We start from the raw sequence: 14,160 nt of genomic DNA, 5'->3' as shown, positions 1-14,160 counted from the left end.
CACCCAAAACGTCCCGCAATGGATTTTGTCCGCGAATGCGCCGCGTTGGCGTGCGCGCGGAGGTTTTGTTTCGCCCCCTCGGGCGACCTCCTTTGGCAAACGCCCCAAAGGAGGCAAAGGTCTCGCCCCTCCATCCGGCTTTTCGCTTCGCGAAAAGTACCCTCGGTTCTTCGGAGTTTCAGGGGCCCGCGGCGAAGGGCCGTCCCTGGCCCATCGCCGCGGGCCCCTGAAACTCCGATCACCTTCGGCCTCCTGAAAGGGGCAGTTCGGAGTGCGCGGATATTTTTCTGGAAGACTCACAAAAGCCAAAGCGAGAGCCGGGGCCGAAGCCGGCAACTTTGTAGGAGCGAGCTTGCTCGCGAACCGCACTCTGCCGGCGCCCGGCAATGGCTTTTGTACGGTCAGTCGGAGGTGTTTCGCGAGCTTGCGATGCCGATGCTTTCTGTGCGTGGGCATTGATGCGTATCGCTACGCTCCACCCCATCCTACGTTCTTGTTACGCCGTGATCTCGAGGTGGGTGGAAACTCTGGAGACACAAGAAATCCCCTTCTGCGGAGAACATCTCTGCACAGCCTTGGCTTTGGCTTTGGATTCGGCTCTGGCTTGATAAGTCTTCCAGAGAAACACCCACGTACTCCGAGTGCCCCGTTCAGGAGGCCTCGTTGAATTGGAGTTTCAGGGGTTGAGCGGCATGGATGCCGCGAGAGCCGCGATGGGCCAGGGATGGCTCTTCGCGGCGTGCCCCTGAAACTTCGATTCAACGAGGGTATTTTTCGCCTAAGCGAAAAACCGGATGTCCGGGGCAAGACCTTTGCCTCCTTTGGGGCGTTTGCCAAAGGAGGTCGCCCGAGGGGGCGAAACACAGAGTCCGCGCACACGCCGAAGCGACGCAGGAAACCAAGGCGCGAGGCGGAGACATCGCGGACGGAGTCCGCACTTACGAATAGGCACCGTGCCACAGCAGGTTCGCGAGCAAGAACTAGGCGTCCCCCTCGCTCCTACAAAAAGCAAAAAACCGGAGCCCCTTTCGAGGCTCCGGTTTTTCATATCAGCGAGCTGTTACTTGCCCGCAGCCAGCGCGTTGTAGCTGGTCATCAGATTCCGGTAATCCGGAATGTGGTTGGAGCACAGCGCCGCCAGCCCTTCGATATCGTTGCGCCAGTCGCGGTGCAGCTCACAGGCCACGCCGAACCAAGTCATCAGCTGCGCACCGGCCGCTTCCATCCGGCGCCAGGCGGCGTCGCGGGTCATCTCGTTGAAGGTGCCGGAGGCATCCGCCACCACGAACACGTCGAAGCCTTCCGCCAGGGCCGACAGCGCCGGGAACGCCACGCACACCTCGGTCACCACGCCGGCGATGATCAGCTGCTTCTTGCCGGTGGCCTTCACTGCTTTCACGAAGTCCTCGTTGTCCCAGGCGTTGATCTGGCCAGGGCGGGCAATGTACGGCGCGTCCGGGAACTGCGCTTTCAGCTCGGGAACCAGCGGGCCGTTGGGGCCGGTTTCGAAGCTGGTGGTGAGGATGGTCGGCAGGTTGAAGAACTTCGCCAGGTCGCCCAGCGCCAGCACGTTGTTCTTGAACTTGTCCGGATCGATATCGCGGACCAGCGAGAGCAGACCGGCCTGGTGGTCGACCAGCAGTACAGCGGCCTTGTCTTTGTCCAGGCGGTTGTAGGTAGCGTTGGTCATGGTGAAATCCTCGATTTGCTTTCAGTGGGTGCCGGCGCTGCCGGAAAGGGTTTGGACTCGTTTTGCAGTGCGTCACTGCATGGAACAAAGATTAATTTCGACACCCTTGATGCACCAGACGGCAAAAATCAGATCTAGCGTTCCATTTTAAGAACGATAGCGACAGACCAACCAATAACCCCGTGGCTCCTCAGGCCTGAACTCCCAGGCAAATGCCGCCCACCACTGAAGACACCGTCCCAGAGCCTTCCGGTTTCACACCCATCGGAAACCCACCTACCGATGGTCACGCAGGCCTTTACAAGAAATACTGTATTTACATACAGTGTTTTCCATCCATCCCGACCTGGAGGCCTCCCATGCACGCCGCAACCTACAATCAGCTGTCCGCCCGCGTGAACGCCCTGCTGGCAGACCCGACCACCCTGAAGAACCTCGGCATCACCCTGCGCCGCGAACCCAGCGACGACTCCGCCGCCTGGAGCCAACTGGTCACCGATCTGCGCCAGGCACCGAACCTCACCTTGCTGCCCCTGCAGGACGGCGCGATTCGCCTGGCGTGGCATAGCTGGCTGGATTGAGTTCTGTCTCCACTACGCACTAGCTGATGACAGTGTTGGCATCGCTCCCTACCATGCAGGCATTCAGCCAGCAGTCGTGCAAGGAAGCGATATGGAAAGATGGAGTGACCGACCTGCGCCCGAGCAGGACCCAATTGATCGATTCGCGGCGATCAGTTCGGTTTTCTTCAAGCGCTACTCCGCGCAGATTGCCAAGTTCGCCCCGCCAGCAGCGGGGTTCGCGCTTTTCCTGCTCTACTTCCATACCAACCACTTCTACCCAAGCTTCGACCTACTACAGTTTTCATCGCTGCTACTGGGGGCCGGAATGGTCGGTTTTCTCATCATCGGGCTGCTGATGGTTGGGTTGCTGGTGCCAGGACTGGTGATTTTCCATGGCTTCATCGATCGCCCGGAGATTCGTGCCGCCATCCTCCGATGGTTCGGTCCGCACGAAGTGCGAGAGCTTCGCAAAGCATTTGGTCTACTGTCGCTGATGTATGCAGGCCCATACAGCCTCACCTCCATCATCCTGTCCTCGATACTTCTGCACTTTCCTGCTCACTACATCAAGGCACTCATTCTTGCGCCCATTGCCGTGTGCCTGCTGTTCGGCATCGCCATCCAACTGACTCTCAAACTCCCGAGGAGCACATTTCTGCGTTTCGCCTACTGCGCCTGGGTGCCAGTAATGATGGTGGGTATCGTGGCTTTCTCGGTCATCGCCAATACCGCTCAATTTATCGATGGAATCGAGAATGGCGATCTGAAAACACTGGCCGTCTACTTGATACCCCTAGGGGCCTGCCTAGCCGCTGCCATGTGCGCCGCTGGAAGCTTTGGCGGTTTCACTTACGCTGTTCACTTCGCCCTATTCTTCGCCTTGGCTATCGCCTTCTACAGCGGAGTTTTGGCCGGAATGCCGGACCGCGTAGTGCGAAATCTAGGACTGGGCAACTATGAGGCGCAGAGTGTCGTGCTGGAAAAAGGCTACTGCGACGGCGCACCACCGAAAGACTTGCCGCTCACATCAGAGTGCGAGTTGAGGAATGTACAGGTGGTCTGGTCGATGGGAGACGTATTCACCTTCCGAGTTGGCAACGCCAAAGACCCTCACCAGATTCAGCTACCCAGCCGATTCGTGAAGGCCATCGTACGTAGCACAAACAAAATCCAGGATGGACCACGAACCTCCCATCCCGGCGAGACTTATGGCGCCCCCATCCGCGCCGTATCGGCGATGGCGTTGCAGGTTTCCGGATTCAGGCAGTAGGTGATGTAGGTCACCTGCTTGTTACAGCCGCGCACGCCAATGGTGTACTCGGTGCGCTCCATGGCCCGGCGCACACTGGTGACCTTGCTCGACAGCACGCTGCTGGTCACCGCCTCACAGTTCATCTCGAACTTCGCCCGCGACTCGGTGGCCTTGATCGCGGCCTGCTGGTTGGAGGCGAGGAACTCTTCGTTGCTCATGCAACCGGACAACGCGGCAACCGCAGCCAGCACCGGCAGGGATATCGGTAGACGGTTCATGGTGACGCTCTCCGTGTAGTTCCCCCGGATATGGTCAGCTTCTGGAGTCTAGATCGCGGCAGGAGAATTGGTGGAGGGCCGGGAACCTGCTCCCGCGAACCGGCCCTCAGCTCTGCCTGCTTTTTGTAGGAGCGAGGGGGACGCCTAGTTCTTGCTCGCGAACCACGCCACGCCGGAGCCGCCGGAAGCTCCGTTCGCGAGCAAGCTCGCTCCTACAGGTGATGGATACATTGCCCGTCCGGCGCCCGGACGGTTAAATGCACCGTCAGCATTCAAAAAACCGATACCGCCATGAGCGACAGTGACAAACCAAATACCCGCCTCTTCGACCTCGATCTGCTCCGCGCCATCGTCACGGTGGCCGATTGCGGCAGCTTCACCACGGCGGCGACGCGGCTGCATTCGACCCAGTCGACGGTGAGCCAGAAGATCCGCCGGCTGGAAGAGATGGCCGGGCATCGGCTACTGGAGCGTGGCAACCGCGATGTGCTGCCCACCGATGCCGGGGATACCCTGCTGGGCTATGCGCGGCGGCTGCTGGCGTTGAATGACGAGATGGTCGAGGCGCTGTCCGGGGCGACGGTGGCGCTGACGGTGCGCATCGGCGTGCCGGACGACTTCGCCACCGGGCGCACCACCGAGCAGTTGGCGGCCTTCAACCGTGCGTATCCGCAGGTGAAACTGGAAGTCACCAGCGGGCTGAGCCGCGACCTGTCCGCCAGCTACGACCGCGGCGAGCTGGACCTGGTGCTGCTCAAGCAGCGGCAGAACGCCCGTGAGGCGGTGGCCTGCTGGCCGGAGAAGACGCGCTGGGTGGATAGCGCGAAGAACGCCTGCATCGAACTGGACCCGCTGCCCATCGTGACCTTCCCGCCGCGCGGGGTCTACCGCGACGAAATGATCGCCGCGCTGGAGTCCATCGGCCGCCGCTGGCACATCAGCTTCACCAGTTCGAGCCTCTCCGGCATCCAGTCGGCCATCGCCGACGGCATGGGCATCGGCCTGCTGCCGCAGCGCGCGGTGACGGCGGAGCACGCGGTGCTGGCGAAGAATATCGGGCTACCCTCGGTGGACGTGTTCGAGGTGGCGATGCTGCACCGGCCGGCGGTGGACCCGATGGTGAAGGAACTGGCGCGGGTGCTGGCGCGGGTGTTGGCGCAGGATACGAAGGGCTGAACAGCATTCGAAAATCGAATACAGCGAATTCCAACATTTAATTTGTGCATGAACACGCCACTGGATATCGTGGTCTCCAGCGACGGCCAGCGCACCGACAAGCGCGCCGCTCTGCACCCATTGCTCACCACGGCGCCGCACGCGCCGGGCAGCAAGACAACAATGAGGAATCACCCCATGGCCAAATCCACTTATTACGCGCCGCACGGCGGGCACCCGGCACAGACCGAGCTGCTCACCGACCGCGCCATGTTCACCGAAGCCTACGCCGTGATCCCCAAGGGCGTGATGCGTGACATCGTCACCAGCCACCTGCCCTTCTGGGACAACATGCGCATGTGGGTCATCGCCCGCCCGCTGTCGGGCTTCGCCGAAACCTTCTCGCAGTACATCGTCGAGCTGGCGCCCCAGGGCGGCAGCGACAAGCCCGAGCAGGACGTCAACGCCGAGGCGGTGCTGTTCATCGTCGAAGGCGAGCTGAGCCTGACCCTGCAGGGCGAAGTGCACACCATGAAGCCGGGCGGCTATGCGTTCATTCCGCCGGGCGCCGACTACAAGGTGCGCAACACCAGCGGCCAGCACACCCGCTTCCACTGGATCCGCAAGCACTACCAGAAAGTCGACGGCGTACCGCTGCCCGAAGCCTTCGTCACCAACGAGCAGGACATCGAGCCGAAGGTGATGCCGGATACCGAAGGTCGCTGGAGCACCACCCGCTTCGTCGACATGGCCGACATGCGCCATGACATGCACGTGAACATCGTCAACTTCGAGCCGGGCGGCGTGATTCCGTTCGCCGAGACCCACGTGATGGAACACGGCCTGTACGTGCTGGAAGGCAAGGCGGTCTACCGCCTGAACCAGGACTGGGTCGAGGTGGAAGCCGGCGACTTCATGTGGCTGCGCGCCTTCTGCCCGCAGGCCTGCTACTCCGGTGGCCCCGGCCGCTTCCGCTACCTGCTGTACAAGGATGTGAACCGCCAGATGCGCCTGACCCTGAACCAGGCTCACTGACAGGCAGGTTCAGCGGGGAAGTCGTTGCGACTCCCGTGCATCACACGAGAAACCGGCGCCCAGGCGCCGGTTTTTCTTTGGGCGATTCGGTCGGTGTCGTGACCGGGCTCGCATGGCAGGCGCCGCCCAGTCTGCTAAAACGTCTGGCTGAAGGACGTTTCGCAGTCGCCCAGGAGAAAACACATGGATGTCCGGTTCTTGCCGCAGCCCGAATTCGACAACGTCCATTTCTATCGCGCCATGACCCTGCTGATTCTGCTGGCGATGGCCGCCTTCACGCTGATCAAGATGTTCGGCGGCGCCATCGGCGTATTCTCCGGCCTGCCCCTGTTCCTGCTGATGCTCGGCTGGCGCTTTGCCGTGGAGTGGAGACGGGTTTCGCAAGCCGAACCGGCCTTCATCGACAAGGGCGAGCTGGTGCTGTGCGGCAAGCAAAGCCACCGGCAGATCGCGCTGGAAAGAATCAGCTCGGTACGCAGCCGCCACAGCCTGTTCATGGTGCGGCGCTATCGCTCCTGGTCGGAGCACCTGGGGTTCGTGGAATTCACCCTGAACGACGGCGAGCGCGTGTCCACGCTCGCCGAAAGCCAGGTGTTCGAACGCCCGGCGGCATCAGGCACGCTGGCGGCGATCGAGGCGGCCATCCTGGAGGCCAAGGTGAAGCGCCAGGCCAGCGAGCCCGGCGCTGTCAGCGGCGGTCGATAAGGGCTCAGGGCGAACCGAACATCGCCGTCCAGTAGATGCCCGCGTCGCTCTTCGGGTCCGCCGCGTAGGCCGCACCCAGTTCGCTGTACTGCGGGTTCATCAGGTTGGCGCAATGGCCGGGGCTGGCCAGCCAGCTGTCCACTACCTTCTGCGCGTTGCCCTGCCCGGCGGCGATGTTCTCGCCGATGCGCTGGCCGGCGTAGCCATCGAGTTCCGCGCGGTCACCCGGCGTGCTGCCGTCGCGGCCCTTGTGGTCGAAGTAATTGTTGTTGGCCATGTCGCGGCTGTGGGCTTCGGCGGTGCCGCCCAGAGTGGCGTTCCAGCTCAGGGCGCCGGCGGGGCCGAAGGCCTGCCCGCCGCACTGGCGGCCTTTGCCGCGCGCGGCGTTGATCGCCTGCAGCAGCTGTTGCCCTTCCGCCTCCCAGGTGCCCAGCTTGGCCTGTACCAGCTGCCGGCCGAGCAGCACGCGCCAGTCATCGCCCTCGCGGACGATGCCGACATCGACGAACTGCGGGTCCAGCAGCACCTGGCAGAAGCTCTCCTGCAACGCCTTCATGGCGGCCGTCACATCGCGCGGGCCGGTGAGGCTGAGCATGCGCACGCTGCTCATCGGATAGCCAGCCTGGTTCAGTGCGGCCTTCCACTCACCCGCCGAGGCCGGTAGCGCCAGGCGCGAATCCGGCGACAGCGGCGGCAGCACCTGGGACGCCTGGCCGGCGCAGGACTGCACATCCCCGCGGTAGGCGTTGATGGCTTCGAGCAGCTGATCCTGATCGCTTGCGCTGGCGGAAGCGGCGGCGCACAGGCCGAGCGACAACAGCAGGCTGCGCAGAAGGAACGACTGGCTGGGCATGGACGGCTCCGATGATCGAGAAGGGCTCAATGATGCGTGATTTCTCGGCATTTGGCTGCGGCTGCCGCGTTCGAGTTCCGTTGGCGGAAAAACCCGGAAAAGGTTGCGGTTCGCCGCGCACGGAAAATTGCCAGGCGGCCTGACATGGGGCAAGGGGGCTTCGAACTGCCGCTATATGCCGCCCGACATATCGGACAATTGAGGAACCTGAACATCGACCGAGCCATGCAGGAGGTACGCCGTGCTCAAACCGATTCGCGTCTTCTGCCTTACCTTCCTGCTGGCGGTGCTCGCCTCGCTGCTGGCCGGCTGGCACATGCTGCAGATGAAGCAGGATGCGCTGGCCTACGCCCACGCCAGCGGCAAGAACACCCTGCTGCTGGTGGAGCGCGAGTTCCACCGCGACCTGGACGTGCACGCGCAGACGCTGCTGACGCTCTCCAACGTCATCACCGGCCCGGCGACGCCGGACCTTTCCCAGCAAGTTCTGCAAGAACTGGTCGAAGGCCACGCCGCCGGCTCGATGCACGCGGGCACCCTGGTGGTGACCGACGCCCACGGCCAATTGCTGGTGGACTTGAACCACGCCGGCGAGTCGAACCGCGACCTGTCCATGCGCGACTACTTCACGATGGCGCGTGACAACCCCGGCCGGTTGTTCCTCAGCCATCCCTTCATGCCGTCCTATCCACGCTCCTCCAGCAGTACCGCGCTGAGCCGCGCGGTGGTCGACAAGGACGGCCAGTTCGTCGGCGTGGTCGCCGCGATCAAGGAGCTGCAACACCTGGAATCCTTCGTGCGCGGCCTCGACCTGGGCAAGCACGGAGTGGTCTCGATCCGCCTGCTCGACGGCACGGTGCTCGCCCAATGGCCGCCGGAACTGCCGCGTTCGAGCGAGGAAGAGATCGGCACCTTCCGCGAGTTCGTCGACAGCGGCCGCAACGACTACTTCCGCCAGCAGGGCGGCAGCTCGGACGCCTACTGGCGCGGCTACCGGCGCATCGGCGACTACCCGGCGGTGGTCTCGGTGGAGCTGTGCCGTGAAGTGATCCTGAACACCTGGACCGCGCGCACCTGGATCACCAGCGGACTGCTGGTGGCGATCAACGCCGCGACGCTGTTCTTCGCCTATCGCCTGACCCGACACCTGCGGCGACGCGACGCCAAGGAGAGCCGCCTGCGCACCGAGGCCGGCACCGACCCGCTGACCGGCCTGCACAACCGCCGCTGGTTCGACGAGAAGGCCGAGCGCGAATGGCAGCGCCGGCGCGCCGGCGACGGCCACCTTGCGGTACTGATGATGGATATCGACCAGTTCAAGGCCTACAACGACCACTACGGCCACCCGCGCGGCGACCTGGCGCTGATCAACGTGGCGCACCTGGTCGGCCAGGGCTGCCAGCGCGAGGACGATGGGGCGGCCCGCTACGGCGGCGAGGAGTTCGTGATGATCCTCCCCGGTTGCGACAGTGCGGCTGCCGCACGCGTGGCCGAGTCGATCCGCCGCTCGGTGGAGGAAACCGCGCTGCCGCACGAGAAGAGCACGCGCGGCATCGTGACCATCAGCGTCGGCGTGGCCAGCACCTCGGATACCGCGGCAGACAGCATCCAGGCGCTGATCGATGCGGCGGATGCCAACCTCTACAAGGCCAAGGAAGCTGGGCGCAACCGGGTGGTGGCCTGAGTGGCGGTCAGCGTGGCGCCATCACCTCGACTTCCTGGATGTGGAAATCGCGGCGCAGGTATTCCATGCGCCGCTCGTGGAACTCGCGCATGTGCGGCAGCGCGGTGTGAATGGCCAGGTGTTCGCGGCTCTGCCAGACCTCGAAGAAGGTGAACAGGGTCGGGTCGTTCACGTCGCGCAGCATGTGGTACTGCACGCAGCCGTCTTCGGCGCGGCTGGGCGTGAGGTAGGCACGGAACAGGTCTTCGAAATCCTGGGATCTTTCGGGGCGGGTGTGGGCCTGGAGGATGAAGGCGTACATCGGATCGGCGTTCCTGGTGAGTGGATGGATTGCCTAATCCTGACGCAAATCAATCAACTCCATTTTTGAATTTCACGCACGGATCATTTGTCCGGAAGCGGGTTTTTCCGGCCTGCCGCGCTCGATATTCTGCCGCCATCGACTTTCCATCCCCTTGCGGAGCCCACTCATGAAAAAGATCCTGCTGATCAATGGCGGCAAACAGTTCGCCCACTCCGACGGCCGCTACAACGCCACCCTGCACGAAGCCGCCATCGCCCACCTGGACCATGCCGGTTTCGACGTGAAGGAAACCTTCATCGACGGCGGCTACGACATCCAGGAAGAAGTGCAGAAAATGCTCTGGGCCGATGTCATCGTCTACCAGATGCCCGGCTGGTGGATGGGCGCGCCCTGGACGGTGAAACAGTACATCGACGAAGTCTTCACCGCCGGCCACGGCAGCCTCTACGCCAACGACGGCCGCACCCGTTCCGATGCCTCGCAGAAGTACGGCAGCGGTGGCCTGCTGCACGGCAAGCAGTACATGATTTCGGCCACCTGGAACGCGCCGCAGCAAGCCTTCGACGACCCGACCGACTTCTTCGAGGGCAAGGGCGTGGACGCGGTGTACTTCCCCTTCCACAAGGCCAACCAGTTCCTCGGCATGACCGCACTGCCGACCTTCCTCTGCGTGGACGTGATGAAGCGCCCGAACATCGAAGGTGATGTCGAGCGCTACCAGCAGCACCTGAGCGAAGTGTTCGGTGCCTGAGGCCTGATCGCTATCACCCTGCGGCGTACCACGCCCTGCATGAATGTTCGCTGCGCTAATGCCGGGCGTATCGCAGAACATAGGATGGGTGGAGCTTGCGCTACCCATCAGCAATTACCCCACGGAAAACGCTGGGTATCGCTGCGCTCCACGCCATCCGGCAAAAGCGGGCAAGCCACCCGCCGCCTGGCATTGGGTTCAGGCCCGGAATCGGCTAGGCTTCGCTTTTTCCTACTGCCTGTTTAGGAGTTATCCCATGGCCAGTGCATCCGCCCGTCACATCCTGGTTTCCAGCGAAGACAAGTGCAACGAACTCAAGACCCAGATCGAGAACGGCGCGGACTTCGCCGCCGTCGCCCGCGACAACTCCACCTGCCCGTCCGGCCGCAGCGGCGGTGACCTGGGCAGCTTCCGCCCGGGCCAGATGGTTCGCGAATTCGACCAGGTCGTGTTCAGCGCCCCGCTGAACGTCGTCCAGGGCCCGGTGAAGACCCAGTTCGGCTACCACCTGGTGGAAGTGACCAGCCGCGAGGACTGATCCGCTTCGCCTGCGCCGCACCCGACTCAGGGAGCGGCGCACCCCTGCCCTCCCCGCTTCATACCGGCCCGCCACGGGCCACCAGCATCACCCCCAGCCCCACCAGAATCGAACCGCACACCCGCGGCATCACCCGCTGCCCGCGCCCCTGCCCCAGCGTGCCCAGCAGCAGCGAGGCGAACAGCACGGCGAGTACATCGGCGGTGGAAAACACCAGGTTGACGATCATCCCCAGGATGAAGAACTGCAGGCCCACCGGTAGGCTGGCTGCCGGGTCGACGAACTGCGGCAGGAAGGTGAGGAAGAACAGCGCCGTCTTGGGATTGAGTACCTCCACCACCATGCTGTCGCGCAGCACCTTCGGCCGGGTTTCGATGCCCTCGCCATGCTCGGAGCGGCGGCGGCCGAAGATCATCGAGCCGCCGAGCCAGATCAGGTAGGCGGCCCCCGCCAGTTTCAGCGCAAGGTAGAGATTGGGCGCGTGGTGCAGCAGCGCGGCGAGCCCGGCGCTGGCGGCGAAGATGTGCACATAGCAGCCCAGGTGGATGCCCAGCGCGGCGTGCAGTCCGGCGCGGCGGCCGTGGGCGAGGGTCTGCGAGGTCATGTAGAGGATGGCCGGGCCGGGCATGCAGGCGAAGGCCAGCGTCGCCACGGCGAACGAGGCCCAATAGGCAGGCAGTGTCATGGAGTGATCCTTCCCTTGATCGGGTATCGGCCGACGCGCATCGACGTGGCGCCTGGTCCGTTTCGCAAGGTTAGGGAGTGAGGCGGGACCGGCACATACGGCAGTTGCCGTATTTTTCCCCGGCCTGCGGGACGCTAGTCTCTGCCGAACCCTCCACCGACAGGACGCGCAGCATGCGCATGCAGGCAAGGCACTGCTTCGACTCAGGCGCTGGGAATGCCCAGGCGCACCGCGTAGGCCGCGAGCTCGGCAGTGCTGTGCAGGTCGAGCTTGCGCATCAGGTTCTCGCGGTGCTTGCGCACGGTCAGCGGGCTGATGCTGAAGTGTTCGGCGATCTCCCGCGCGCTGCGGCCCTGGGCGGCCAGGGAGAGAATCTGCCGCTCGCGCCGGGTCAGCTCCACGGCCGAGAGCAGATCGGCATCGCCCTGCGGGCGCGCGGTCGGGCTTTCCAGCTGGAAGCGCAGGGCGCGCGCCAGGTAGTGCTGCCCGCTGCGCAGGGCGACTATGGCTTCGAGCAGTTCGGCGGTGTCCTCGCCCTTGCTCAGGTAGCCGTGTACGCCGGCATCGAGCACCGAGCGCACGGTCGCCAGTTCGGTGTTGGCGGTGAGCACCAGGATTCTCAGCCGGGGATGGCGCTGGCGCAGTTCATGAATGAACTGCAGCCGGTTGAGGCCGGGCATGTTCAGGTCGAGCAGGAGGAGGTCCGCACGCTGCTCCTCCAACAAAGCCTGCAGGCGCAGGCCGTCCGCCGCCTCGCCGACGATGCGGATGTCGTCCAGGGTCGACAGCAGCAGGCGCAGGCCGTCCCGTACGATGCCGTGGTCATCGGCGATGAGCACCCGCAGTTCGCGCTTCCCTTCCATCACTCGTCTCCCTGAGGCACTACGGACATGCATAACAGCCTGCAACAGCGCGACCTGGTCGATCTCTTGTTCCGCCAGTCGTATGCCGTGCTCTTCGCCAACCTGGTGATCCCTCTGCCGGTGCTGTACATCTTCCGTAATGCCATGGCGCCGACGGCGATGGTCTTCTGGCTGGCCGTGCTCTACTCGCTCACGCTGGCGCGGATTGTCCTGGCACGGGCGTACTTCCGGCAAGCCCCTGCGCGCACGCTGGGCAAAAGTTGGCTATGGAGCAATACGCTTTTGTCCTGGGCGAGCAGCCTGCTGTGGGGCTGGCTGGGCTGGGTCGGCTTCGTCCACGGCGATCCGCAACTGTTCGCCTTCACCTGCATCGTGCTCACTGGTCTGGTGTGTGGCGCGGTGCCGTCGCTGTCGGCCCATCCGCCGGCCTATGTCGGCTCGCTGGTCGCCATGCTGCTGCCCGTGCTGGTGCTGTGCCTGAGCGTAGCCGACGAGCAGCACACCACCTACAGCTTCTTCATCCTGTGCCTGGCAGGCGTCAACCTCTACTACAGCCGGGTGACCTACCGCAGCCTGTGCGAAACCATCCGCCTGCGCCAGGAAAACTCCGACCTCGTGCAGGACCTGCGCGAACAGCGCGACCGCGCCCGCGCCGCCGACCAGGCCAAGTCGCGCTTCCTCGCCGCCGCCAGCCACGACCTGCGCCAACCGATCCACGCCCTCGGGCTGTTCGTCGGCGCCCTCGCCGCCCTCGCCGAACGCGGCCCGGTCGACGCCCGCCAGGCGCGCGACATCGCCACAAGGCTGCGTGCCATGCTCGGCAACCTCGGCGACCTGCTCAACGGACTGCTGGACATCTCGCGGCTCGACGCGGGGGTGGTGCCGGTAGCACGCGAACCTATCTCGCTGCGCAAGCTGTTCGGCGACCTGCAGGGCGAGTTCGCTGGCACCGCCAGCGAGCGCAATCTTCGCTGGCGCGTGTGTGAGAGCCGATTGTGGGTGGACAGCGATCCCCTGCTGCTCAAGCGCGTGCTCGACAACCTGCTGAGCAACGCCTTCCGCTACACCCGCAGCGGCGGTGTGCTGCTGGGCTGCCGTCGGCGCGGCCGGGAGCTGGAGATCCAGGTGATCGATACCGGCGTGGGTATCCATTCCAGCCAGCAGGAGGTCATTTTCGACGAGTTCGTCCAACTGCATAACGCCGAGCGCGATCGCAAGCAGGGCCTCGGCCTGGGTCTGGCCATCGTGCGTCACACCGCGCGCCTGCTCGGCCATCGCCTGATACTGCATTCCCTGCCCGGCCGCGGCTCGGTATTCAGCCTGCGCGTACCACTGGCCGAGGCGCCGCTGCAGGTCGCTGCGCCGCCGGAGCCGGGCGAACGCGGCCCCGGCCTGGGCATCATGGTGGTAGAGGATCAGTACGACGTGTTGCACGCGCTGTGCAACCTGCTGGAGGTCTGGGGCCATCGCGTCTACCCCGGCACCAGTGCCCTGCTCGCCTGCCAGCGGCACATCGAGGCCAGCCATCTTGGCCACGCACCGGTGGACCTGATCCTCACCGACTACCGCCTGGGCGAAGGCCAGACCGGTGCCGATGCCATCCGGCGCATCCGCAGCTACCTGTCGCGCCGGGTACCGGCGTTGATCGTCACCGGCGACACTTCGCCCGAGCGCCTGCGAGAAGCCGCCGCCAGCGGCAGCCAGTTGCTGCACAAGCCACTGGATACCGACCAGTTGCGCGCCGCGATCGACGTCAGCCAGGAGCTCTCGAGCGCGGTCTGAAGAATGGCGCGGCCCCTTGCTC

Annotated in this window: 15 protein-coding genes; 9 read left to right on the top strand and 6 right to left on the bottom strand. The window is 64.2% G+C overall.

The window, feature by feature from the left end; translation table 11 throughout:
• Positions 1-1,060: 1,060 nt before the first annotated feature.
• On the bottom strand, positions 1,061-1,690 hold the full coding sequence (ycaC, locus tag PNI01S_RS20695; protein WP_084358924.1) for an isochorismate family cysteine hydrolase YcaC: 630 nt from the start codon (positions 1,688-1,690) through the stop codon (positions 1,061-1,063).
• A 359-nt stretch (positions 1,691-2,049) separates the two neighbouring features.
• Here ycaC and PNI01S_RS20690 point away from each other — a divergent pair, with 359 nt between their 5' ends.
• Both PNI01S_RS20690 and PNI01S_RS20685 read left to right on the top strand, forming a co-directional pair.
• The gene (locus PNI01S_RS20690) at positions 2,050-2,271 is read left to right on the top strand and encodes a DUF1654 domain-containing protein (protein ID WP_024763117.1); all 222 of its coding nucleotides are present in this window, start codon (positions 2,050-2,052) and stop codon (positions 2,269-2,271) included.
• A gap of 91 nt (positions 2,272-2,362) precedes the next feature.
• The gene (locus tag PNI01S_RS20685; RefSeq protein WP_084358923.1) at positions 2,363-3,523 is read left to right on the top strand and encodes a hypothetical protein; all 1,161 of its coding nucleotides are present in this window, start codon (positions 2,363-2,365) and stop codon (positions 3,521-3,523) included.
• Here the strand turns inward: PNI01S_RS20685 and PNI01S_RS20680 are convergent.
• Positions 3,460-3,783 (bottom strand): hypothetical protein, encoded by a 324-nt coding sequence (locus PNI01S_RS20680; RefSeq protein ID WP_037014990.1) that lies wholly within the window; start codon positions 3,781-3,783, stop codon positions 3,460-3,462. The genes PNI01S_RS20685 and PNI01S_RS20680 overlap by 64 nt on opposite strands.
• A 291-nt stretch (positions 3,784-4,074) precedes the next feature.
• Between PNI01S_RS20680 and PNI01S_RS20675 the strand changes: the two genes are divergently transcribed.
• The 3 genes from PNI01S_RS20675 (at position 4,075) to PNI01S_RS20665 (ending at position 6,678) form a co-directional block, all read left to right on the top strand.
• Positions 4,075-4,959, top strand: a complete 885-nt coding sequence (locus tag PNI01S_RS20675) for a LysR family transcriptional regulator (protein ID WP_084358922.1) — start codon at positions 4,075-4,077, stop codon at positions 4,957-4,959.
• 177 nt (positions 4,960-5,136) lie between these two features.
• Positions 5,137-5,973 carry a bifunctional allantoicase/(S)-ureidoglycine aminohydrolase gene (locus PNI01S_RS20670; RefSeq protein ID WP_024763113.1) on the top strand — a complete coding sequence of 279 codons (837 nt, stop codon included), beginning with the start codon at positions 5,137-5,139 and terminating at the stop codon, positions 5,971-5,973.
• A 183-nt stretch (positions 5,974-6,156) separates the two neighbouring features.
• Positions 6,157-6,678, top strand: a complete 522-nt coding sequence (locus PNI01S_RS20665) for a hypothetical protein (RefSeq protein WP_084358921.1) — start codon at positions 6,157-6,159, stop codon at positions 6,676-6,678.
• Positions 6,679-6,682: 4 nt separating this feature from the next.
• Here the strand turns inward: PNI01S_RS20665 and PNI01S_RS20660 are convergent, their stop codons facing one another.
• Positions 6,683-7,531, bottom strand: coding sequence for a CAP domain-containing protein (locus PNI01S_RS20660; RefSeq protein WP_024763111.1), 849 nt, complete (start codon positions 7,529-7,531; stop codon positions 6,683-6,685).
• Positions 7,532-7,772: 241 nt separating this feature from the next.
• Between PNI01S_RS20660 and PNI01S_RS20655 the strand changes: the two genes are divergently transcribed.
• Entirely contained in the window at positions 7,773-9,215 is a 1,443-nt protein-coding gene (locus tag PNI01S_RS20655; protein WP_084358920.1) for a sensor domain-containing diguanylate cyclase, read from the top strand.
• A gap of 7 nt (positions 9,216-9,222) precedes the next feature.
• Here PNI01S_RS20655 and PNI01S_RS20650 read toward each other — a convergent pair whose 3' ends face one another.
• Positions 9,223-9,516 (bottom strand): putative quinol monooxygenase, encoded by a 294-nt coding sequence (locus PNI01S_RS20650; protein WP_024763109.1) that lies wholly within the window; start codon positions 9,514-9,516, stop codon positions 9,223-9,225.
• A gap of 169 nt (positions 9,517-9,685) precedes the next feature.
• On the opposite strand from PNI01S_RS20650, the gene mdaB reads away from it, so the two are divergent.
• Together mdaB and PNI01S_RS20640 are read left to right on the top strand one after the other, a co-directional pair.
• A complete protein-coding gene (gene mdaB / locus PNI01S_RS20645) occupies positions 9,686-10,270 on the top strand; it encodes an NADPH:quinone oxidoreductase MdaB (protein ID WP_024763108.1) in 585 nt (194 codons plus the stop codon).
• 256 nt (positions 10,271-10,526) lie between these two features.
• Positions 10,527-10,808 (top strand): peptidylprolyl isomerase, encoded by a 282-nt coding sequence (locus PNI01S_RS20640; RefSeq protein WP_084358919.1) that lies wholly within the window; start codon positions 10,527-10,529, stop codon positions 10,806-10,808.
• A gap of 58 nt (positions 10,809-10,866) precedes the next feature.
• Here the strand turns inward: PNI01S_RS20640 and PNI01S_RS20635 are convergent, their stop codons facing one another.
• Together PNI01S_RS20635 and PNI01S_RS20630 are read right to left on the bottom strand one after the other, a co-directional pair.
• Positions 10,867-11,493: a LysE family translocator gene (locus tag PNI01S_RS20635; RefSeq protein WP_084358918.1), complete on the bottom strand. Its 627-nt coding sequence runs from the start codon at positions 11,491-11,493 to the stop codon at positions 10,867-10,869.
• A gap of 203 nt (positions 11,494-11,696) precedes the next feature.
• Entirely contained in the window at positions 11,697-12,356 is a 660-nt protein-coding gene (locus tag PNI01S_RS20630; protein ID WP_024763105.1) for a response regulator, read from the bottom strand.
• Positions 12,357-12,383: 27 nt separating this feature from the next.
• On the opposite strand from PNI01S_RS20630, the gene PNI01S_RS20625 reads away from it, so the two are divergent.
• A complete protein-coding gene (locus tag PNI01S_RS20625) occupies positions 12,384-14,138 on the top strand; it encodes a hybrid sensor histidine kinase/response regulator (protein ID WP_038803421.1) in 1,755 nt (584 codons plus the stop codon).
• The last annotated feature ends 22 nt before the right edge of the window (positions 14,139-14,160 follow it).

Source organism: Pseudomonas nitroreducens NBRC 12694, from assembly GCF_002091755.1.
Lineage (GTDB): Bacteria > Pseudomonadota > Gammaproteobacteria > Pseudomonadales > Pseudomonadaceae > Pseudomonas > Pseudomonas nitroreducens.
The sequence above is the reverse complement of the archived record's forward strand: the minus strand, read 5'-3'. Positions and strand labels throughout refer to the sequence as shown.

Excerpts from the sequence above, each read along its gene's own strand:
- PNI01S_RS20680 (WP_037014990.1), bottom strand. The coding sequence starts at position 3,783 with ATGAACCGTCTACCGATATCCCTGCCGGTGCTGGCTGCGGTTGCCGCG.
- PNI01S_RS20630 (WP_024763105.1), bottom strand. The coding sequence starts at position 12,356 with ATGGAAGGGAAGCGCGAACTGCGGGTGCTCATCGCCGATGACCACGGC.
- PNI01S_RS20625 (WP_038803421.1), top strand. The coding sequence starts at position 12,384 with ATGCATAACAGCCTGCAACAGCGCGACCTGGTCGATCTCTTGTTCCGC.
- PNI01S_RS20675 (WP_084358922.1), top strand. The coding sequence starts at position 4,075 with ATGAGCGACAGTGACAAACCAAATACCCGCCTCTTCGACCTCGATCTG.
- PNI01S_RS20685 (WP_084358923.1), top strand. The coding sequence starts at position 2,363 with ATGGAAAGATGGAGTGACCGACCTGCGCCCGAGCAGGACCCAATTGAT.
- PNI01S_RS20660 (WP_024763111.1), bottom strand. The coding sequence starts at position 7,531 with ATGCCCAGCCAGTCGTTCCTTCTGCGCAGCCTGCTGTTGTCGCTCGGC.
- PNI01S_RS20665 (WP_084358921.1), top strand. The coding sequence starts at position 6,157 with ATGGATGTCCGGTTCTTGCCGCAGCCCGAATTCGACAACGTCCATTTC.
- ycaC (WP_084358924.1), bottom strand. The coding sequence starts at position 1,690 with ATGACCAACGCTACCTACAACCGCCTGGACAAAGACAAGGCCGCTGTA.
- PNI01S_RS20635 (WP_084358918.1), bottom strand. The coding sequence starts at position 11,493 with ATGACACTGCCTGCCTATTGGGCCTCGTTCGCCGTGGCGACGCTGGCC.
- PNI01S_RS20640 (WP_084358919.1), top strand. The coding sequence starts at position 10,527 with ATGGCCAGTGCATCCGCCCGTCACATCCTGGTTTCCAGCGAAGACAAG.
- mdaB (WP_024763108.1), top strand. The coding sequence starts at position 9,686 with ATGAAAAAGATCCTGCTGATCAATGGCGGCAAACAGTTCGCCCACTCC.
- PNI01S_RS20650 (WP_024763109.1), bottom strand. The coding sequence starts at position 9,516 with ATGTACGCCTTCATCCTCCAGGCCCACACCCGCCCCGAAAGATCCCAG.
- PNI01S_RS20690 (WP_024763117.1), top strand. The coding sequence starts at position 2,050 with ATGCACGCCGCAACCTACAATCAGCTGTCCGCCCGCGTGAACGCCCTG.
- PNI01S_RS20670 (WP_024763113.1), top strand. The coding sequence starts at position 5,137 with ATGGCCAAATCCACTTATTACGCGCCGCACGGCGGGCACCCGGCACAG.